Raw genomic sequence first — 19,709 nt, forward strand, 5'->3', positions numbered from 1 at the left:
CGCGTGGAAAACATGCTTGGCGATATCCAACCCGATCGTGGTAGCCTCTGACACGGACGCCTCCCTCAGTGGTGCTTCAACACCGCCACTCTGGCACATCGATTCCGTCGGGGGGCGTCCACCCCATCAGATCGCGGCTCTCACATCAATGGTTCCTCAACCTCAGAGGCTGTTTGGAAAATCGGTGCGGGGGTTGTGGAGGGACGCTCTGTTTGATTCAGGCTCTGCATGTGGACGCAGCAGAGCCGAGGGCGAATGGCCCGTATTGCCAGAAAGACGAAGCGCTACCCCAGCGATCTGACCGATGAGGAATGGGATCGCCTGGCGCCCTTGATGCCCAGGCCGGGGCGCCGGGGCCGTCCGCGCGAGGTGGATTTTCGCGAGGTGATGAACGCCGTGCGCTACCTTGTTCGTTCGGGCTGTGGCTGGCGTATGCTGCCGGTCCATTTCGGGGCGTGGCAGACAGTTTATGGCTGGTTCCGGGAACTGGCCCGCAGGTTCCTGTTCCAGACAATCCACGACATCGAACTGATGCTCGATCGCGAGCGCCAGGGGCGGCAGTCCAGTCCGAGCGCAGCGGTGATCGATAGTCAGTCGGTCAAGGCGCCATCGGCAGAAAAGCGCGGGTTCGACGCAGGCAAGAAGGTTGTCGGACGCAAACGGCACATTGCCGTCGATACCGACGGCCGGTTGCTGATGGTCAACCCGACCACGGCAGACATTTCCGACAGCGCAGGCGCACAGACCATCCTTGATGGCATCCGCAGGCGCTGGCCCCGGGGGTCAAGCACCTCTTCGCCGACGCGTTGTTACCTTTGCTGCCGAAGGAGAACGACATGAAGACCTGGTTCATCAACGGCATCTCGCGAGGGCTGGGAAAGACACTTGCGGGGGCGGCACTGGCGCGCGACGGCACCGTGATCGGAACCGTACGCTAGGGCACGCCGGATATCGCTCAGGCGGCCGGCACCCTCCATGTCATGACGCTGGACGTCAGCGATCCAACGGCGATCGAGGCTGCCATTGCCGCGGCCTTCGCACATACGGGGCGGCTCGACGTGCTGGTCAACAATGCCGGCTATGGCCTGCTCGGCGCGATCGAGGAAGCCACGGACGCAGAGCTCGAACGCTTGTTCGACGTCAACCTGTTCGGGCCCTTTCGCCTGATCCGCGCTGCCCTGCCGCGCCTGCGGCAACAGGGCAGCGGGCACATCATCAACATCGCCTCGATCGCCGGTCGTGCGCGGATGGCATCGTCGGGCATGTATGCTGCCGCCAAGTCCGCGATGGAGGGCCTTTCGCAAAGCCTCGCGCAGGAGGTCGCACCGTTCGGGCTGAAGGTTACCGCCGTCGCGCTCGGCGGCTTCCGCACCGACTTCCTGACCGACCATTCGGTGCGCCGCAGCCAGGCGGCCGATGCCTATGCGGACAGCGTGGGCAAGTCCCTTGCCTATCTTGACGACATCGCCGTCGCCAGATCGGCGACCCGGCGCGTGCCGCCATCGCCCTGCTGGAGGTCGACGATGCGGCCGAACCGCCGTTGCACCTGCTGCTTGCCAGCGAACGACCGACTTAGGTATCTGAAGGCTTGATGGGACGTGGTGAAGTGGGACGAGGCGGCTCGCCACTACGACGCGGGCTGAACCGCCGACCATCGACAGCCTCGCTCAGGCGGTCTGCTCCTCGGAGCGGACCAGCAGCCGAGGGCCCGCCCCCTCGGCTGCCAATCTGTCCTCAGGGTTCCGCAATGGGCAGTCCGCCAGGGACAAGCACCCGCAGCCGATGCACCGATCGAACTGGTTGCGGAGCTGCATGAGGCTTTCGATCCGCTCGTCGAGCAGAGCCTGCCAGGATTTGGTCAGCCGCCGCCAGTCGCCCGCGTTTAGAGGTCGGTCGGTCGGGATCCGGTCGAGGTATTCCTTGATCGTCGTGAGGGGGATGCCCGCCCTTTGGGCAATCCGGATGACGGCCACCCGACGCAGCACGGAGCGTGCGTAGCGCCGCTGGTTCCCAGAAGTGCGCCAACCCTCGATCAGACCCTTTGTCTCGTAGAAGTGGATGGTCGAGACCGCCACGCCGCTTCGGCGGGCGAGTTCGCCCACGGTCAGCTGTCCGGTCGCAGTCACTGCACCCATGATATGATTCCTCAATATTAGTGAAGGTCTAGCGTCCGTCCCGCACAGGGTCAACGACGATGGCGGAACACCGGCCTTCCTTGGAGAAGACGTGAGATTGACGAAGGGGAGGCGCGGGAACCTGCTCGCGCTGGCGCTCGGGGCCGTGTTCCTGGCCGGCGCGATCGGCAACCTGGCAGGGGCGCCGATGATGATCGAGGACGACGCCAGGTGGGATACCCTTCCGGCTTCAACTACGTCACCGGCGCCTTGGAGCTCGTCACGGTCGTGTTGTTGGCGCGGCTGCGCACGCGGCGCGTCGGCTGCCTCGTCGGTGCGACGGTGATGGGGGCGGCCACCTCGACGCTGCTGCTGCATTCCGAGCACGCCCACGCCGTCGCTCCGGCGGTGGTCCTGCTCGGCCGTATGACCCCGAAAAAACTCTTGACCTAATCTATACCTGAGGTTCTATTAACAGCGTCGGCTCCTCAGCGAGCCCTTCGCGAAAGGGGTCGCGAAGCACCGCGAGCGGAGCCGACATGAACACCACGAGCAATACAATCGAGAACGTTCGAGCGCGGGGGCCGCTCGTCATCGCGGTCATCGCCCTCGTGTTGGTGTTCGGTGGCGTTTTCCTCTGGCGCAGCATCCGCAGTTCGGCGTCTGCGGTCGCCTATGCGCCGCCGCCCGTCGAGGTGAGCACGGCCACGGTTCGGGCCGAAACGCTTCCACAGGCGATCGAGGCGACGGGCACGCTGCAGGCCGTGCGTGAGGTCACCCTGGCACCCGAGGTGCCGGGCCGGGTGATCGCCATCCGGTTCGAGGCGGGTCAGCAGGTCGGCCAGGGAGCGGTGCTCCTGCAGCTCTTCGATGCTCCGGAGCGCGCAGACCGGGCCGCCGCGCAGGCTAGGGCGCGGTTCGCGCAGATCCAGTACCAGCGCTCGCGCGAGCTGGCGCCCACCGGCGCCGAGCCGCGCGAACTGCTCCAGCAGCGGGAGGCGGAACTCGCGCAGGCGCGGGCGGCAATCCAGCAGCTGGATGCCCGCATCGCCCAGAAGACCGTACGGGCACCGTTCGGAGGGCGGATCGGCATCCGTCGCGTGAACCCGGGGCAGTACGTGAACGCCGGTGACCCACTGGCGACGCTGACCGCGCTAGACCGCCTCTACGTAAATTTCAGCGTGCCGCAGCAGGAGCTATCGAGGCTTAGGGTGGGTGGCACCGTGACGGTCCGCAGCGACGCCGCGCCGGGACGCGACTTCACCGCGACGATCAACGCGGTGGAGCCGCTGGTGGGCGGCGACACGCGCAACATCTCGGTTCAGGCCACCATGCCGAACTCAGGCGCGATGCTTCGGCCCGGCCTCTACGTAACGGTGGGCGTGGCGCAGGCCGCGCGCGCCGACGCGATTCTGGTCCCCTCCACCGCGATCCAGACCTCGGCTTCCGGTGACAGCGTCTACGTCGTGCGCGGCGGGAAGGCCGCGCTGCTGCCCGTCACCGTCGGAAGCGAGGTCGGCGATCGCACCATCGTCGAGACGGGGCTGAAGTCCGGCGACGTGGTCGTGACCACCGGCCAGCTTCGCCTGCAGCCTGGAGGCGCCGTGAAGGTCGTCAACGAGAGGCCCGCCGCCCCTAAGAACACAGCGGCTCGCTGAGGAACGGACGATGGCATTCACCGACCTCTTCATCCGCCGGCCTATTCTCGCGATTGTGGTCAGCCTCCTCATCCTCCTCATTGGTCTGACCGCGCTCTTCGGCCTACCGGTGCGCCAGTATCCCAACCTCCAGAGCGCGACGATCACCGTCGACACGGCCTTTCCCGGCGCGACCCAGGAGGTCATGCAGGGATTCGTCACCCAGCCGATCGCGCAGTCGATCGCGACCGCGAGCGGCATCGAATACCTGACGTCAACATCCACGATGGGTCGAAGCCAGGTCAAGGCCAAGCTGGTACTGAACGCGGACGCCGACCGCGCGCTCACCGAGGTTCTCGCGAAGGTGCAGCAGGTCAAGTACCGCCTGCCGCAGGGCGCCTTCGATCCGGTGATATCGAAGATCACGGACGGCGCCTCTGCGGTCCAGTACATCGCCTTCCGGGGCGACCGCTACACGCCGTCGCAACTCCGCGACTTCGTGACCCGCGTCGCGCAGCCGCTGTTCACCTCGATCCCGGGCGTGGCCTCGGCGGACATCTCGGGCGGGAGCCCGCTGGCCATGCGCGTCTGGATCGATCCGGTTAAGCTCGCGGCGCGCAACCTGACCGCATCGGACATCGCAACGGCTCTTCGCTCGAACAACGTCCAGGCAGCGCCCGGGCAGCTCAAGGGCGGCCTCACGGTCACGAACATCACCGCGTCGACCGATCTTCGCAGTCTCGACGACTTCCGCGGCATGGTGGTGAAGACCGGCGCCGATGGTCTGGTGCGGCTGCGCGACGTCGCGACCGTCGAAATTGGCGGCCAGGACTATAACAGCTCTGGATGGTCTGACGGCGATCGCGCCGTGATAATTGCCTTGACCCCCACCCCCGAGGGCAACCCGCTCGACATCGTCAAGGCCGCCAACACTCTACTGCCGCAAATTCAGAAGGCTACGCCTCCCGGTGTCGTGGTGAAGAGCACGTTCGATGTCGCCCACTTCGTCAACGCCTCGATCGAGGAGGTCGAGCACACGCTGGTCGAGGCGATCGTGATCGTGATCGTCGTGATCTTCCTGTTCCTGGGGTCGGCTCGCGCGGTCATCATCCCGGTGGTGACGATTCCGCTGTCGCTCGTGGGAACGGCTGCGCTGATGCTAGCCTTCGGCTTCTCGCTTAACCTTCTGACGCTGCTCGCGATGGTGCTGGCGATCGGACTGGTCGTCGATGATGCGATCGTGGTGGTGGAGAACATCCATCGGCACATCGAGGAGGGCGCGACGCCCTTCGACGCCGCCATCCAGGGTGCGCGCGAGATCGTGGGGCCGGTGGTGGCGATGACGATCACCCTCGCGGCGGTCTACGCGCCGATTGGCCTGATGGGAGGGCTGACCGGCAGCTTATTCCGCGAGTTCGCCTTCACCCTCGCGGGATCGGTGTTCGTGTCGGGCATCATCGCATTGACGCTGTCGCCGATGATGAGCGCCAAGCTCCTGAACCGGAAGGTCGCGGAGGGTCGGTTCGCCAAGAAGGTGGAGCACTTCTTCGACCGGGTATCCGGCGGATACGCCGGTATGCTGACCCGCACGTTGGCGATGCGGCCGATCGTCCTCCTCGTCTCGGCCGCAATGCTCGGCGGTACCGTGGTGCTCTTCCTCGGCGCGCAGCGCGAGCTCGCACCGCAGGAGGACCAGGGTTACGTCTTCACGGCCACCCGCGCTCCCCAATACGCCAGCATCAATTACACCGATCGGGTCTCCGACACCGTGCAAGGCCTGTTCAAGGCGCTGCCGGAGTATGCCGGAAGCTTTTTCAACAACGGTATCGACGGGCAGAACCAGGGGTTCGGCGGGGTTATCCTCAAGGAGTGGGAGGAGCGCGGTCGCTCGGCGACCGAGGTGCAGGGTCAGTTGTACGCCGAGGCGAACAGCGTCCACGACGCCAGCGTGACCCCGTTCCAGCCCGCGGCTCTGCCGGCGGCGAGTGCGGGTCTGCCCTTCCAGATGGTGCTCCGCTCGCCGAACGACTTCAGCGCAATCTTTCAGGACATGGAGGCGCTGAAGGGTGCGGCGTGGAAGAGCGGGCTGTTCGTCTTCATCGACAGCGATCTCGCGTTCGACAGCCGCTCGGCGCGGATCCGGATCGACGCCGCGAAGGCGGGTGAGGTCGGCGTCACCATGCAGTCAGTGGCGGACACCCTCGCGACCCTGGTCGGCGAGAACTACGTAAACCGCTTCAACTACCACGATCGTTCCTACGACGTCGTGCCGCAGGTCCGCCAGCAGGACCGGCTGACGCCGGAGAACCTGGGCCGCTACTATGTGCGGTCGCGCTCGGGACAGATGATCCCGCTGTCGACCGTCATCAGCGTCGACGTGAAGCCGAGCGCGAACCGGCTGCCCCAGTTCAACCAAATGAACGCGGCTACCTTGTCGGGTGTGCTCGCTCCGGACGTGACCATGGGTCAGGCGGTGGAGTTCATGCAGGCGCAGCCGCTCAGCCCCGGTGTCACCGTCGACTGGCTCGCGGACAGCCGTCAGTATGTGCAGGAGGGCAACCGCCTCACCGTATCCTTCGCGTTCGCGCTGATCGTGATCTTCCTGGTCCTCGCTGCGCAGTATGAGAGTTTCCGCGATCCGCTTGTGATCCTCGTCACCGTGCCACTGGCGGTCTGCGGGGCGCTGCTGCCGCTCTACCTCGGGTTCACAACGCTCAACATATACACGCAGATCGGGCTCGTGACCCTCATCGGGCTAATCTCGAAGCACGGCATCCTGATGGTCGCCTTCGCCAACGACGTGCAGCGGCTCGATGGCAAGGATCGGGCACACGCCATTGTCGAGGCCGCGCGGGTGCGCATGCGCCCGGTGCTGATGACGACCGCGGCGATGGTCGCCGGCCTGGTTCCGCTGCTGTTCGCAGGCGGTGCGGGTGCGGCCAGCCGCTTCGCCATCGGGATCGTGGTGGTGATGGGGATGCTCATCGGGACGCTCTTCACGCTCTTCGTCTTGCCCACCTTCTACACGCTCCTGGCCCGCGATCACCGCGTGCACGCCGAGGAGGACATCATACAGGGCGAAATGACGCCTGCGGCCGTGGAGGCCTGACCCATGCGCAAGACGATGCTCTCCTTCCTGCTGCTCGCGACGTCGGCGTGCGCGACCGGCCCGAACTACCTTCGCCCCGCTGCGCCCACCGCGTCGCAGACGGCGCTTGTGACGCCTCTTCCGGGCTCGACGGCGGACGAGGGTCCCGGTCCCGATTGGTGGCGCACCTACGAGGATCCTGCCCTCGACGCGCTGGTCGAGCGGGCATTGCTCGCCAACACCGACCTTCGCGTTGCCCTGGCGAACCTCAGGGCCGCCGAGGCGATCGTGGGAGAGGCCCGCAACGCGCGCCTGCCGCAGACGACCGTCAACGGCCAGGGGACCTACGGTCGCACGCAGCCGCCCCTCTACCTGCCCGGCAACCGGTTCAGCGGGCTTGGGTCGTTCCAGCTTGCCTACGAGGTGGATCTATTCGGCCGCGTGTCCAGGACCGTCGAAGCGGTCCGGGCGGATGCGGAGGCCGCGGCGTTCGCACGCGCGGCCGTGCGCGTGCGGATCGTCGCGGCCGTCACGGATGCCTACCTCTCCGCCTGCACCGCGTCCGACGCGATAGCGGTGGTGAGGTCCTCGATCGAACTGACGGCGGACAGCGCGCGGATCATCGGACAGCAGGAGCGCGCTGGTTCCGCCGCCAGGCTAGACGTCGCACGTGCCGAAGGCCAATTGGCCGAGGCGCGTGCGGCGCTGGCTCCTTTCGAAGATGCGCGCCAGTCGGCGCTCTACGAGTTGGCGGCGCTTCTCGGGCTCCCCCCAGCCCAGGTACCGGAAGCGGCCGCCCGGTGCGGGTCTCCCCCCGGCCCGCACCGACCCATACCCATCGGCGATGTCGCCGGCCTGCTGAAGCGGCGTCCCGACGTCGCAGAGGCAGAGCGTCGCTTGGCCGCCGCCACCGCGCGGATCGGGGTCGCGACCGCCGACCTCTACCCGCGGATCAGCCTCGGAGCGTCGGTCGCGCAGGCCGGTGGCGAGGGGATCAGTCAGAGCCAAGGCTTCATCTTCGGGCTGGGCCCGCTGCTATCCTTCGCGTTCCCCAACAACGGTGCGGCACGGGCGCGCATTCGTCAGTCGGAGGCCAGGACCGAGGCGGCGCTCGCGACCTTCGACGGCACTGTCCTGACCGCGATGAAGGAGACTGAGCAGGCTCTGAGCAGCTACGGCGCGGGTCTGCGCCGGCAGGGCGAGCTGCGGATCGCCGTGGAGCGGTCCGAGCAGGCGTTCCGCCTGGCGGACCTGAGGTACAGGGCGGGCTCCATCGCATATGTCGACGTGATCGTCGCCCAGTCCGAGCTGGTGCGTGCGCGGCTGGCACTGGCCGAGCAGAACCGGCAGGTCGCATCCTCCCTCGTCCTCCTCTTTCGGGCTCTCGGCGGAGGGTGGTCGCCCGAGGATTCAACGATGATCGCCAAGGGCCGCGGGCGGTGAGGCGGGTGGCGTGGACAAGGCTCTGGGCGCTGGCATTGGCGATCGGCCTGGTCGCGCACGCCGTCGTCCGTGCTGCCGCACACGCCTGGCTCGGCGAGGCCACGATCACGCTGGAGACGGTGGGCGCCATGCTCCTGGTGCGGAGCCGCACCAGGGCGGTTGGGGTCATGGCCGGCGGGGCGGCGGCGGCAGTCTCCGCCTGCGTCGCGCTCCTCACGGCCGAGGTCGAGGCGTCGCTCGCACCAACCCTTCTTCTTGGAGCCCTGCTCCTGCTCGGACGCCGGATAGATCGGGAGCGATCCGGTCACCGGCCGCGCCTCCACTAGCCTGTTCGGAGATAGTCCATGCTGCGCATACTCGCACTTAGTTCCAGCCCGCGGCCCCCTGAGGTGTCCATCTCGCGACGCCTCAGCACGGAGCTGATCGTGCAGATCGCACGCGCCCACCCCGGAGCGGCGGTGATCCAACGCGATCTCGCCGCGGAAGCGCCGCCTCACGTCGGCGCCGCCCTGCTCGCCGGTGTCCGCAAGCCAGAATTGGACCGCTCGGCGGAGGAGGCCGCGGCGGTCGCGATCTCCGCCGAAATGATCGAGCAACTCGTCTGGGCTGACGTGCTGGTGATCGGCGCCCCCATGTACAACTTCGGCTTCCCCTCCGTCCTCAAGACGTGGATCGACAACGTCTCGGTCCCCGGTCGTACCTTCCGGTATGATCGTGACGGCAACGCTCACGGGCTAGTCACCGGCAAGCGGGCGTATGTCGTGACGAGCCGTGGCGGCGACTACGGTACAACCGGCGCGGAGGCGGGCAACTTCGCGGACTCCCATGCCCGCGTGGCGTTGGCCCTTCTCGGGATCGTGGACCTGCACGTGGTCGCCGCCGACTGGCAGGCCCTCCACCCGGAAGCGCGACGCGACGGCTACGACGTTGCGAGCAGGCGCATCAGCGAGCTCGTTCCGGCGTGAACGCGATGTCTTCCGTGAAACTGCTGATGAGCGATCACGAGGAGCTCGCACCGGCGCCGCTCGCGGCCTCGCCGGAGCTAGGTGTCGCGTGGAGCGGTGAACCGTTGACCCGTGAGGAGCTGGTGGTGATCGCCATCGGAAGGAAGGATGCCTCGAGCTTCTGGTGGCGGGGCGCACGCGACGGGCGCGGATGGCGCATCCGCCTGCTTTCGTTCCTCCACGTAATGACAGGGCAGCGGGGCGTCCAGAGCTTGGCCGGCGAGCGGCTCGAGACGCTGCGACTGCTGGTATGCACGGTCGTCCGGCAGCGGCCGAGGGAGGTCAAGGAGTTGTCTGACCGCTTGGCCCCTCTCGGCATGCACCCTTCAGCCGTCGCGGAAGCGATCCGTCTGGCTCAACGGCCGTGATCCATCGGCCTGTCGAACAAGAAGTTTGAGATTTCCTCGTGCAAGTCGCCTCGCATCTCTCCGTTGGGGAACTCGCCCGGCGCAGCGGGGTCACCGTGTCCGCTATTCGCTTCTACGAGGACAAGGGCCTCATTCAGGGCTGGCGGACGTCGGGTACGAACTGCGTTCGGGCGACTGCCTGCGCTATCGCCTCCAAGGCGCGTCCATCTTCGAAACCAGCGACCAGCCGGCTCGCTACATCATCGCTATGGCTTGAGGAGCCCCCGCATGGAAACGCAAGTGATCGAACTCGGCGCCGCGGCCATTGAGGCACATGTCGACACCCTGTCGAGAATTCTCGTAGACAGCGTAGATAAGGGGGCGTCCATCAGTTTCATGGCGCCCATGTCCGATAAGGATGCCGCGAGCTTTTGGCTGAACGACGTCCTACCGGAGGTTGCAGCAGGGCGACGGGTCATGTTTGGCGCGGAGCGCGGAGACACGATGGTCGGCACGGTTCAGCTCCTGATAGCCATGCCGCCGAACCAGCAGCATCGCTGCGAGGTCGCCAAGATGATCGTCCATCCGAGCGCCAGACGTCTCGGCGTTGGGCGGAGCCTTATGGCCCGTGCCATCGAGCATGCGAGCGAACTCGGCAAGACGCTGATCACGCTCGATACGCGAACCGGAGACGCGGCAGAACCGCTTTACACCTCTGCCGGCTTCCAGGTCGCAGGCGTCATTCCGGATTTCGCATGGGATCCCGATGGGCAGGCACGTCACGCGACGACCTATATGTATCGGAGGATCTGAGCCGCTTTCCGCCACGCGGATCTTTGCCGGATTCGGAATTCTTGTCTGCAGAATGCTGGTTGCCGTGAAAGGACCGAGCGATGCGAAGTGGCGGACCGAACGGCATGCGCGAGGGTACTGCCGGCTTTCTCATTTCACCATCCCATTGGGAACATCTCGGCTGCCTCGCTGACCGTTCGTGTACGGCACAAACAACAGTAGCGCGCATTTCATGTGGCGGTGTCTGGTTCGACGCTATCGGCCAGGCCATTTAGCTTGCGGCGCATCGCCAACGAGCCGGCGCTGCACGCGCAAGGCCCATTCTGCCGTGCCGCGCCAGACAAGGTCGCGTGGCCGAACAGGAAAGTTGCGAGTGGCAGCTAGATAAAGCCACTCCTCACTGGTTCTTGCGTCCTGGCCCGGTATGCAGCCTGTTTGCCAGATCAGCTCGGCTGTCGGCAGATCAGATGCGTAGGAAGTAATCGCATCCAAAAGCGCCACTGACGTCGCGCGTTGATCTGCTTGTGAACAGAAGTCTGCGGCTTCCTCGGACTCTGAAAACCTTGCGTTGGAGCAATTCAAATCACATGCCTTTCGTGAACCAGCAGGCGATCACGTGGCCGCTAGCAATGTCGAGATGGCAGCGTCCTGACCATGTCGTGACTTCAACAACCGCTTGGTCCATCGCCATGATCTGCGAGTAGCCTTTTGCCGTCTCCCATGTCTCGTTGGCCTCCGGTGCCCGCCATGCCAATGTACCGTCATAGTCGATCGCCGCCACATTCGACGCTCCATCCGACAGGTTTCCGCCTTCGATGATGTAAAAACACCCAATTCTCGAGTGTCGGGTTCTGGCAATGACGGACGTTCGAATCGCCGCGAGCGAACGGCAGGAATGTCCCAATGTAAGTCATTTGGGAGAGCCGGCACATGGAGGTGGACGGATGGCAGCTTGCGGGATTGAACCTCGGGCCATGGAACGGTCAAGTTTAGGGGCGCTTAGCCGTCGTCTTCGATTTCGCGATCGGCGACATCCATGAAATCGCGGGCGGCGTTCCGATCTTCCTCGTCGTCGAAGGCGTCATCAAGGTCCGGCGCGACCCCGAGCGTGTAGAGGAGGCACCAGAGCGCGAAGCGTCGCCCGCCATCTTTCTCCAGCCCGAACTGCAGCCGCAGGCGTTCGACGCCCGCGATGAGTTGATCCGGCGGGAGCGAGCCGATGTCGTCGGTTCCGAAGAAGCGGGTAACCAGCTGATCGAAGTCCATGCGCCGCTCTACGCGCTCCCAGCGTCGGCTGCCATCCCGCCGCAGCCCATTGTTCGGTAGCTGCGGCGCGATCATCATCCGGCCTCGTCAACCCTGTAGAAGATGGGGTTGCGCTGCCATTCGGCGATGGCGTAGGTGCGCCAGCCGACGCATCTGGTGCTGAGCTGCACCTGGCGCGGGAAGCTGCCGTCGGCCACCTTGCGGTAGAGCGTCGAGCGGCTGAGCCCGGTGAGGTCGAGCACGGCGTTGAGGCGCAGAATACGATCGGGTTCGGCCATGGCAGGTCTCCGGCTGGATGATGTGAGTGCCTGCCGATCGGTGTGGGATCCTGCATCCGGCGGCTGCAATGGGGACGGTTCTTGGGGTCACCAGCGAGGTGTCCGGTGGCACCACAAAGGTCTGATTGATTGTTCTCGAGAACGAGGCAGGGGGCCGCCGTCCCCCGCGTGCGCCGGGCCGCGCTGCCATGCTGCGCACCGGGCCGGCGGTGCCGTCCCGGCCCATGCGGGTGTGCATCGCTGACGGAGGGGCCGCGGTACCGCGGCCAAGTGGACGCCCGCAGGTGCGGGCGGCGTCGTGCTTCCGGCATCGAAAGGTGGCGGGGGTGGGCGTCGCTTGAGGTGCCCAAGCGTATCGTGCAGCATCCCGAGCGGCACGGTTGCTTCCTGCTCGCCGGCGAGCCCCCGAGTGCGGTGCAGCGCATTGGGCGCGATGATCTTGTCCCGATCGACCAGCCACCCGCGCTGATCGGATCCGGTGCCGCCGCCGCGCCACGGGAAATAGAGCGTGCGCATGTCATGGACGGCGGGGCACCAGCGGTGCTGGCCGGTGACGATCGCGGCGCGGCTGCCGAGCATGGCCAGCATCGCGAGCGGATGAAGGATGGCGGCGTCGCGCTGGGCTGCCGGCCATTGCAGGATGGCGGCTGATTTCTGGTCGACCAGCGCAGCGAGGAATTGGCGCAGCAGCTGCAAGCTCGGCCGGTTGAGCGTGCCGGTGCCCTCGAAAGCGAGATCGAAGCGCCGAAGCGGAATGGCTGCCGCGAAGGCCAATGCGGCGTCGATGTCGATGTCGTCAAAACGCTTTGTCTTGGCCTGTTCGGCCGCGAGCCGCTCGGCCTGGCGGGCCGCGGCTTCTTTGAGCTGGGCAGCGAGCCCCAGGCGCTTCGCGCCGACAGTGGCGCGCGCTTCCTGGAGCTTCCCGAATCTGTCCTCCCCCCATTTCGCCACGTGCCGAACGTCTTCCTACCGAATCATCCTATGTGATGATGTTGCCACAATGTTCTGCTGGTACGCGCTAATGCCCGCGCGTGCCACGCCGATCGCTGAACTGGGTCCATTGCGGCGGAAATCCCGCCTGTTGGAAGACGCGTCTGAGATCAGGTTCCGCAGGGTCGCACTTGCGACCGCGATTGTCACGGCATCAGACGGGCAGAGGAAGCATTGATCCATCAACGCATCATGCCATGATCGTCATCGGGCCAGCCATAGCCTTCCGAGACGGGATATTCGGTGCGCAGCAGCTCCGACGTGATCACGCGGAAGTTGGCCAGCTCCACTTCTACGAACAGCTCTAGCGGGACTTTCGTGGTCAGCTCGGTGATCGCGGTCTCGCCGCCGAACCAGCTGTCATCCTCGCGGTCGTACATCGCGAGCGACCGGTCTTCATACTGAACCTCAACCACCATTTCGGTCTCGACAGTCAGGATCATGCAAACGCTCTTTGTACCGACCCAGGCGACGGAATAGTCGGTCACCGCCTCGATCGCGCCGGTGGACTGCCCAACGATTTCGGCCTCCGGCAGGTCGCCGCGATAGTCGAAGATCAGCTCGTCGCCGATCCTTTCGACAAGCAGCTCGAGCGCGCCATCGAACCCGGGCGCGGCGACGACCGCCTCGGCCACGGCTTCCAGATCGATATCGGGCTGGACCGACGCTCGGCTGAGCAGCTCCTCGAGCGTCGCGATATGTCGCAGCGGTTCCGAGCGGTTAGCGGCGCGCGACATGGCAGCGTCCTGCGTCACCACGTGGAGCAAGGCACCGTTGTCGGCGCACCATTGCTCCAGCGCCTTCAGCATGAAGGCATCGGGGAACTCCTTGCTGCCGTCCTGGTCGAAGGGCGGATTGCGCGCGAAATAGTCCGCGAACACCGTGGACGCCGGCAGATCCTGCGCCCGGTGCACGATTGCCGCCCAATCCTCGACGCTGGTCTTCGCGAAAAGCCGGAACAGGTCCGCGGCGATGGCCGCCGGGTCGAGCGAGGCTGGCTCCGGCAGGCCCTTACTTGTGTGGCGCCACCGCCGGAAGGACTTCTCTATGGTCGCCAAATCGCGCGCCTTTGCCGCGACATCCTCGGCGATCTGACGCCGGATCTCGAGCAAGGTGATGTCGGTGATGTGGAGAACGACAGCGCGGTCCGCGATATGACGCGCCAGCGTCGAGAGCGCTGGGTTCGCGACATTATGGTGGAGCCGGCGATAGACTTGGGTGTCGAGAAAGACGTGCCTCGTTTCCAACGGCTGGTCGAATAAACACGAACAACAGTTCAGGCGTATACTACAACTACTATTCCGATACGGCGGGCGCCAACCGGCTTACCCAGCGCTCTCCGGGGTACAAGGCGCGGTTGGACGTGCTGGCGGCATCCAGCCGTAAAGTGCTGGTCACGCTGAACTTCTTTGCCATGCCTGCTGCAGGCTCGACCACAACCGCCGGTGAGCTGCAGGCGGCGAAGGACACCCTGGTCGATCAGGTCCGGTCGTTGTGGAACCAGCGCCGGTTGAGGATGAGACTGCTTGTCTTGGACGAGCGGAGTCGGCCCACAGGCACCTCACGGACGCTGGATGTTGAATTTCGGATACGGTGGACCGCATCAATGGCGGGTGCTGGCTACGTGTTGTGTGTGTATCCAACGCCTAGTGACTTGCCCAACGTTCCGGGCCGCGCCGATCGACCGCCGTTTGTCATGTCTGCCGCCTTTGCGAGATCCGGCAGGATCGAGATGCACATCGCCGCCACCACGCCGCCTTGGACTTCCAGCCATGAGTTCGGCCACTGCATCGGCCTGCCGGACGAATACAACCACCCGGGCGTCGGTTATTTCAAGCCGGAGGGGCGGGAGGGTCTGCTGCTGCAGAGGCCAGATCCCTTCATTCCTCCTAATCGGCAGGGCAACGTTACCGCAGGCAGGCGCGATCCGGACCTCAGGACGGAGATGAGCACCAACCCCAACAGCAACCTGCTGCCCCGTCACCTATGGCCGACAGCGATTGAGGTCAGGAAGCTGCTCAACATGCATGCGAAAGGCGTTAGGTTCGGCGTAGACGTAGTCTTCTCAAGATAGTGGAGCCGCTGGTCATGAAGATAATGATCCCGTGCATGATCGCGCTCACCGCGTGCGGCTCCGCGGACGATAGATCTGGGAAAAACCGTGCCGCCGCTACCGCGGACGAAAGTGAATCACAACAGAACAAGGTCAGACCAGAAGCCTCCTCGCGATCCGTTGGCAGCCTGCCGGACAAATACGTCAAAGCCTTCGCGTGTGTTTTCGATCAAAATCCCATGGCTGCATTCGAGAAATATCACAGGACACCCGCAGGTCGCGCCGAGCGGGCGAGTGACCTGACCACGCTGCGATCACTCGGCTTTGACAAACGAGGCAGCGATGGCGACTTGCCCAGTCTGGGAGGTAAGATTGCCGCGCCATCCGGCCTCACCATCTTCGGGCTGCCCGTCCGCTCCCTGGAGCTGAACGGGATGATTGGGGATGCAAACGCGATGTACGTGACCACGTTTGCGAGGGGCATCACCGTCGCTCAGATTGTCGGGGCGGCAAGGCTGGAGATGGATCATGCCTCTTACCGGAGGTATAGAATACGCCATTACAGCAGGCGCGTCGGTGATAGCCCCCCCATCGATGTTTACCTGGACGACAGGGGCGGCAGTGATGCCAAGCTCGTATGTCAGGTTCAGTCCACTCCCGACTAGGCGGTGTTGCAACACTGCAGACGGCAGAGAAGTGAGATGAACAGATGGCCGAACGTGGGCAGGCGGCAAACGGCTCCGAGCGGCCGGGATTGAGTCGGGGCGGCCAAGATCGGCCGAGCCGCTCACGTTTAGAGTTTCGGACGCCGCGAGGCGTCGGAAAGTCGGCGGTGCCCGAACCCGCGGGCCCCGGGCGGTGGTCTATGGGAATTTCGGTTTCGGGCGGTGCTGGGCGACGGCGAGCGTGGCCGATAAGCGGACGGATCCGAGAGCGGACCGTCTGCTCCTGGGACGGCAATATGCCTGTCCAAATACGGGCCGTCCGATTTTGGCAGCTGTGAGTCTGCTTTTGTGCAGGCCGGGCGCGAGGTTGTCCGGTCCCCGGAGCGTGGTCGCGGGGGTGACGTGAAGCGAGCCGTGCCGGGTCACGACGCAGGGCTTCCGGGTGCGCTGACGGCGGCTGGCGGAGCGCGAGGCTGATATCGGCGCTCGAAAACCTCGATGATGATCATGTGGCCGCCGCAGCATGGGCACGGCGGGCGGGCATCTGGCGGTTCGGCGGGCGCCTCGTTGGCGTCTGGTAGTGCCACCCCGAGCAGTTGGCGGGCGCGCGCGAGATGGGCCTTACGGGTGGCGCCGGCGAGAAGGCCGTAATGGCGGATGCGATGGAACCCGCGCGGCAGGTCATGCATCAGAAAACGGCGGATGAACTCGTCGGCGGTGAGCGTCATGACCTGCTGGCGGTCGGCGCCGCTGCGGCGATAGTCCTTGTAGCGGAAGGTGACGCCCGCTCCGTCGAACCGGAGGAGCCGGCGGTTCGAGATGGCGACGCGGTGGGTGTAGCGCGCGAGATAGGCGAGCACGGCTTCCGGCCCGGCGAACGGCGGCTTGGCATAGACCACCCAGCGCTTCTTCCTGACCGGTGACAGGTGCCGCAGGAACGCGCGCCGCTCGGCGAGGGCTGCCGTGGCGCCGAAGAAGGCGAGCCTGCCGGCGTCGTGGAGCGCGATCAGCCGGAAGAGGAACAGGCGGCGGAACAGCGCGCCGAGCACGCGCACTGGCAGGAGGAAGGCAGGACGCGCGGCGACCCAGCGTTCGCCGTCGGGCGAGAGGCCGCCGCCCGGAACGATCATGTGGATGTGCGGATGGTGGGTGAGCGCCGATCCCCAGCTATGGAGCACGGCAGTGATGCCGATGCGGGCGCCGAGATGCTTCGGATCGGCGGCGATCGTCAGCATCGTCTCCGACGCAGTCTTGAACAGGAGGTCGTAGAGCAGCGCCTTGTTGTGGAAGGCGATGGCGCCGATCTCGGCGGGCAGTGTGAACACGACGTGGAAATAGCCGACCGGCAGCAGGTCGGCCTCGCGGGCCGCGAGCCAGGTGCGGGCGGCGGCGCCCTGGCACTTGGGGCAGTGCCGGTTGCGGCAACTGTTATAGGCGATCCGCCAGTGGCCGCAGTCGGTGCAGGCCTCGACGTGGCCGCCCAGCGCCGCGGTGCGACAATGTTCGACCGCCGACATGATCTTGAGCTGGTGCAGGCTCAGATGCCCGGCATGCGTGGCACGATAGGCGGGCCCAGCAGCGCGAAAGACGTCGGCGACCTCGAGTGAGGTACGCACCGGGCCTCAGCCGCTCGGTGCTTCCTTGTCCGGCGCCGCCAGTGCCAGCCGGTCGAGCGGACTGACCACCGCGCGCATCGTCTTCGTTGCCACCTGGGTATAGAAAGCGGTGGTGTTGAGCTTGGCATGACCGAGCAGCGCCTGGATGACGCGAATATCGACACCATCCTCGAGCAGGTGCGTGGCGAAGCTGTGCCGCAGGGTATGAGGACTGACGCGCTTGGTGATGTCGGCGGCCTCAGCGGCCTCGACGACGACCCGATAGAGCTGCCGCGTGCTGATCGGAAGGGTCGCGTTGCGGCCGGGGAAGAGCCAGCCATCGGCGTGCATGATGCCCTGCTGCCGTCCCGCCCGCCACCAGTCGCGCAGCAGCGTGAGCAGGCCTTCGGGCAGCATGGCGTTGCGATAGCGGCCGCCCTTGCCGCGCTCGACCCTGAGCAGCATGCGCTTGCTGTCGATGTCGCGCACCTTAAGTGCCGACACCTCGGCAACGCGCAGCCCCGCACCATAGGCGACCGACAGCGCCGCCTGGTGCTTGAGGCAAGCGGTCGCGTCGAGCAGCCGCCGCACCTCCTCGAGGGTCAGCACCACCGGGATCTTGCGGGCATGAGCAGTGCGAACCAGCTTGCGCGCGAGATCGGGGCGGTCGAGTGTGTGGGTGAAGAAGAACCGTAGCGCTGCGACGATGCTGTTCATCGTCGGCGCCGGGACACCGGCTTCCTGCTGCTCGATCTGGAACCGGCGCACATCCTCGGCGATCGCGGTGTGGGGCGAGCGCCCCAGCCACGTCGCGAACCGCCCGACATCGCGCAGATAGTTGCGCTGTGTCTCGTGGCTGAAGTGGCGCATGGTCATATCGTCGATCAGCCGCTGACGTAGCGGGCTGATCGCGCCGACCGGGACAAGGTCGTTCATCGTTCGACTCCTCAGGTTGAAGGAGTCGAAAGGGTCTGCCTGCCACGGGCGCCGCTCAATCCACGCGGCGCGCCTGCAATCCTGGCCTTACCTCACCGCCAGCGCCACTCCCGCGCAGCGGGTTCGTGCTGCGCCCACGATAGGACATTGACCCTATCACGAGCCTCGGTAAGGCTCGCACGCGATCCCATCGCTTTCGCCGTCCATGCCATCGCGGTAGCCGGGTGAGCCGCGATAAATTGGCGCGGCGCCAGCAGCGCGGGCCTCGTCGCAGTTGCGGTAGTAGACGGACTGCTCAACGGCTCTGACCTCGGCAGGCGCCTTTGTGACCGTTCGCCAATGGCCGGTTAGCTCAGGTGCGACGTTCCAGCTTATGATGCCCACCATCAGGCATCCTGCAAGTAGTTGAGCCGCGAAGCTCTCCGACTGCCGTGGGCGCCGACGCCTACCATACAGAGAACGTCCTTTCGCCCGTTCGGCCTTCCCGATCCTTGCGGCGGTTTGAGGTGGTGCCGGTTTTCTGGACAGGAGGCTAAGCTATCCCGGACGTGAGGGATGGACGGGAATGAAGACGACGCGGAAGCGGTATACGGGCGAGTTCAAGGCCAAGGTTGCGCTGGAGGCGATCCGGGGCGACCTGACGCTGGCGGAGCTGGCGGCCAAGCACGGCATTCACCCGACGATGATCGCGACATGGAAGCGGCAGGCGATTGAGGGCATGGCGGCGACCTTCTCGGGCGCGACCGAGGCGGCGAAGGCCGCGGGCGACACCGAGATCGAGAAGCTGCACGCCAAGATCGGTCAACTGGTGGTGGAGCGGGATTTTTTGTCGAAGGGGTTTGCGCGATGAATGTCGCGCGACGTCGGCAGATGATCGAGCGGGATCACGCCAGCCTGTCGCTCGCAGCGCAGTGCCGGCTGGTGTCGATCAGCCGGTCGTCGTTCTACTATGCGCCGGTGCCGGAGACGGCGGAGACGCTGGCGCTGATGACGGTGATCGACGCCTCGTTCCTGGATCATCCCTGGTACGGCAGCCGCCAGATGGCACGGCACCTGTGCCGCCTCGGCCATGCGGTCGGGCGTCGGCGGGTGCGGCGGCTGATGGCGAGGATGGGGCTTGCGCCCATCTACCAGCGCCCGCGGACGAGCGACCCGCACCCGGAGCATCGCATCTATCCGTACTTGCTGCGCGATCTGGAGATCACGCGGCCGGGTCACGTCTGGTGCGCCGACATCACCTACCTGCCGATGCGGCGCGGCTTCCTTTATCTGGTCGCGATCATGGACTGGGCGAGCCGGAAGGTGCTCGCCTGGCGGCTGTCGAACACGATGGACGCGGCGTTCTGCGTCGAGGCCTTGAAGGAAGCGCTGGCGCGCTTCGGCAGGCCCGAGATCTTTAATACGGATCAGGGCAGCCAGTTCACCAGCACCGACTTCACCGGCGTGCTACGCGATGCCGAGGTGCGGATCAGCATGGACGGGCGCGGCCGCTGGATGGACA

General features: G+C 65.7%; 20 protein-coding genes and 2 pseudogenes. 13 read left to right on the forward strand and 9 right to left on the reverse strand.

Annotation, left to right across the window (positions count from 1 at the left end; translation table 11 throughout):
• Nucleotides 1–228: 228 nt before the first annotated feature.
• Together ACBY01_RS15940 and ACBY01_RS15945 are read left to right on the forward strand one after the other, a co-directional pair.
• Nucleotides 229–803: pseudogene (locus ACBY01_RS15940) on the forward strand (IS5 family transposase); the annotation flags it as partial.
• A gap of 177 nt (nucleotides 804–980) precedes the next feature.
• The gene (locus ACBY01_RS15945) at nucleotides 981–1,592 is read left to right on the forward strand and encodes an SDR family NAD(P)-dependent oxidoreductase (protein WP_416461958.1); all 612 of its coding nucleotides are present in this window, start codon (nucleotides 981–983) and stop codon (nucleotides 1,590–1,592) included.
• Nucleotides 1,593–1,667: 75 nt separating this feature from the next.
• Here ACBY01_RS15945 and soxR read toward each other — a convergent pair whose 3' ends face one another.
• Nucleotides 1,668–2,135: a redox-sensitive transcriptional activator SoxR gene (soxR, locus tag ACBY01_RS15950; RefSeq protein ID WP_416461959.1), complete on the reverse strand. Its 468-nt coding sequence runs from the start codon at nucleotides 2,133–2,135 to the stop codon at nucleotides 1,668–1,670.
• A gap of 210 nt (nucleotides 2,136–2,345) precedes the next feature.
• Here soxR and ACBY01_RS15955 point away from each other — a divergent pair, with 210 nt between their 5' ends.
• The 8 genes from ACBY01_RS15955 (at nucleotide 2,346) to ACBY01_RS15990 (ending at nucleotide 10,446) form a co-directional block, all read left to right on the forward strand.
• The gene (locus tag ACBY01_RS15955; protein ID WP_416461960.1) at nucleotides 2,346–2,567 is read left to right on the forward strand and encodes a hypothetical protein; all 222 of its coding nucleotides are present in this window, start codon (nucleotides 2,346–2,348) and stop codon (nucleotides 2,565–2,567) included.
• An 86-nt stretch (nucleotides 2,568–2,653) separates the two neighbouring features.
• Nucleotides 2,654–3,772: an efflux RND transporter periplasmic adaptor subunit gene (locus tag ACBY01_RS15960; RefSeq protein ID WP_416461961.1), complete on the forward strand. Its 1,119-nt coding sequence runs from the start codon at nucleotides 2,654–2,656 to the stop codon at nucleotides 3,770–3,772.
• 10 nt (nucleotides 3,773–3,782) lie between these two features.
• The gene (locus ACBY01_RS15965) at nucleotides 3,783–6,860 is read left to right on the forward strand and encodes an efflux RND transporter permease subunit (protein WP_416461962.1); all 3,078 of its coding nucleotides are present in this window, start codon (nucleotides 3,783–3,785) and stop codon (nucleotides 6,858–6,860) included.
• A 3-nt stretch (nucleotides 6,861–6,863) separates the two neighbouring features.
• Nucleotides 6,864–8,282, forward strand: coding sequence for an efflux transporter outer membrane subunit (locus tag ACBY01_RS15970; RefSeq protein ID WP_416461964.1), 1,419 nt, complete (start codon nucleotides 6,864–6,866; stop codon nucleotides 8,280–8,282).
• Between the two features lie 344 nt (nucleotides 8,283–8,626).
• Entirely contained in the window at nucleotides 8,627–9,247 is a 621-nt protein-coding gene (locus tag ACBY01_RS15975) for an FMN-dependent NADH-azoreductase (protein ID WP_416461965.1), read from the forward strand.
• The gene (locus tag ACBY01_RS15980; protein ID WP_416461966.1) at nucleotides 9,244–9,654 is read left to right on the forward strand and encodes a hypothetical protein; all 411 of its coding nucleotides are present in this window, start codon (nucleotides 9,244–9,246) and stop codon (nucleotides 9,652–9,654) included. The genes ACBY01_RS15975 and ACBY01_RS15980 overlap by 4 nt, the downstream gene beginning before the upstream one ends.
• 38 nt (nucleotides 9,655–9,692) lie before the next feature.
• Nucleotides 9,693–9,962, forward strand: coding sequence for a MerR family DNA-binding transcriptional regulator (locus tag ACBY01_RS15985; protein WP_416461967.1), 270 nt, complete (start codon nucleotides 9,693–9,695; stop codon nucleotides 9,960–9,962).
• A complete protein-coding gene (locus ACBY01_RS15990) occupies nucleotides 9,922–10,446 on the forward strand; it encodes a GNAT family N-acetyltransferase (protein ID WP_416461968.1) in 525 nt (174 codons plus the stop codon). Before ACBY01_RS15985 ends, ACBY01_RS15990 begins: the two co-directional genes overlap by 41 nt.
• A 562-nt stretch (nucleotides 10,447–11,008) precedes the next feature.
• Here the strand turns inward: ACBY01_RS15990 and ACBY01_RS15995 are convergent.
• From ACBY01_RS15995 to ACBY01_RS16015, 5 genes are all read right to left on the reverse strand, one after another.
• Nucleotides 11,009–11,206: a hypothetical protein gene (locus ACBY01_RS15995; RefSeq protein ID WP_416461969.1), complete on the reverse strand. Its 198-nt coding sequence runs from the start codon at nucleotides 11,204–11,206 to the stop codon at nucleotides 11,009–11,011.
• A gap of 218 nt (nucleotides 11,207–11,424) precedes the next feature.
• Complete coding sequence (locus tag ACBY01_RS16000) at nucleotides 11,425–11,769, reverse strand: hypothetical protein (RefSeq protein ID WP_416461970.1); 345 nt, start codon at nucleotides 11,767–11,769, stop codon at nucleotides 11,425–11,427.
• Nucleotides 11,766–11,969, reverse strand: coding sequence for a helix-turn-helix transcriptional regulator (locus ACBY01_RS16005; protein WP_416461971.1), 204 nt, complete (start codon nucleotides 11,967–11,969; stop codon nucleotides 11,766–11,768). Before ACBY01_RS16005 ends, ACBY01_RS16000 begins: the two co-directional genes overlap by 4 nt.
• Nucleotides 11,970–12,056: 87 nt before the next feature.
• Complete coding sequence (locus ACBY01_RS16010; protein WP_416461972.1) at nucleotides 12,057–12,920, reverse strand: hypothetical protein; 864 nt, start codon at nucleotides 12,918–12,920, stop codon at nucleotides 12,057–12,059.
• A gap of 221 nt (nucleotides 12,921–13,141) precedes the next feature.
• On the reverse strand, nucleotides 13,142–14,206 hold the full coding sequence (locus ACBY01_RS16015) for a PIN domain-containing protein (RefSeq protein ID WP_416461973.1): 1,065 nt from the start codon (nucleotides 14,204–14,206) through the stop codon (nucleotides 13,142–13,144).
• A 116-nt stretch (nucleotides 14,207–14,322) separates the two neighbouring features.
• Here ACBY01_RS16015 and ACBY01_RS16020 point away from each other — a divergent pair, with 116 nt between their 5' ends.
• On the forward strand, nucleotides 14,323–15,033 hold the full coding sequence (locus ACBY01_RS16020) for a hypothetical protein (RefSeq protein ID WP_416461974.1): 711 nt from the start codon (nucleotides 14,323–14,325) through the stop codon (nucleotides 15,031–15,033).
• 35 nt (nucleotides 15,034–15,068) lie between these two features.
• Nucleotides 15,069–15,677, forward strand: coding sequence for a hypothetical protein (locus tag ACBY01_RS16025; protein ID WP_416461975.1), 609 nt, complete (start codon nucleotides 15,069–15,071; stop codon nucleotides 15,675–15,677).
• A gap of 422 nt (nucleotides 15,678–16,099) precedes the next feature.
• Here the strand turns inward: ACBY01_RS16025 and ACBY01_RS16030 are convergent, their stop codons facing one another.
• The 3 genes from ACBY01_RS16030 to ACBY01_RS16040 form a co-directional block, all read right to left on the reverse strand.
• Nucleotides 16,100–17,293 carry an IS91 family transposase gene (locus tag ACBY01_RS16030; RefSeq protein WP_416461976.1) on the reverse strand — a complete coding sequence of 398 codons (1,194 nt, stop codon included), beginning with the start codon at nucleotides 17,291–17,293 and terminating at the stop codon, nucleotides 16,100–16,102.
• A 6-nt stretch (nucleotides 17,294–17,299) separates the two neighbouring features.
• Nucleotides 17,300–18,208 carry a tyrosine-type recombinase/integrase gene (locus ACBY01_RS16035; protein ID WP_416461977.1) on the reverse strand — a complete coding sequence of 303 codons (909 nt, stop codon included), beginning with the start codon at nucleotides 18,206–18,208 and terminating at the stop codon, nucleotides 17,300–17,302.
• 156 nt (nucleotides 18,209–18,364) lie between these two features.
• Nucleotides 18,365–18,595, reverse strand: coding sequence for an excalibur calcium-binding domain-containing protein (locus tag ACBY01_RS16040; protein ID WP_416461978.1), 231 nt, complete (start codon nucleotides 18,593–18,595; stop codon nucleotides 18,365–18,367).
• Nucleotides 18,596–18,773: 178 nt separating this feature from the next.
• Here ACBY01_RS16040 and ACBY01_RS16045 point away from each other — a divergent pair.
• Nucleotides 18,774–19,709, forward strand: a pseudogene (locus tag ACBY01_RS16045) (IS3 family transposase); the annotation flags it as partial.

The organism is Sphingomonas mangrovi (genome assembly GCF_047975845.1).
Taxonomy (GTDB): Bacteria; Pseudomonadota; Alphaproteobacteria; order Sphingomonadales; family Sphingomonadaceae; genus Sphingomonas.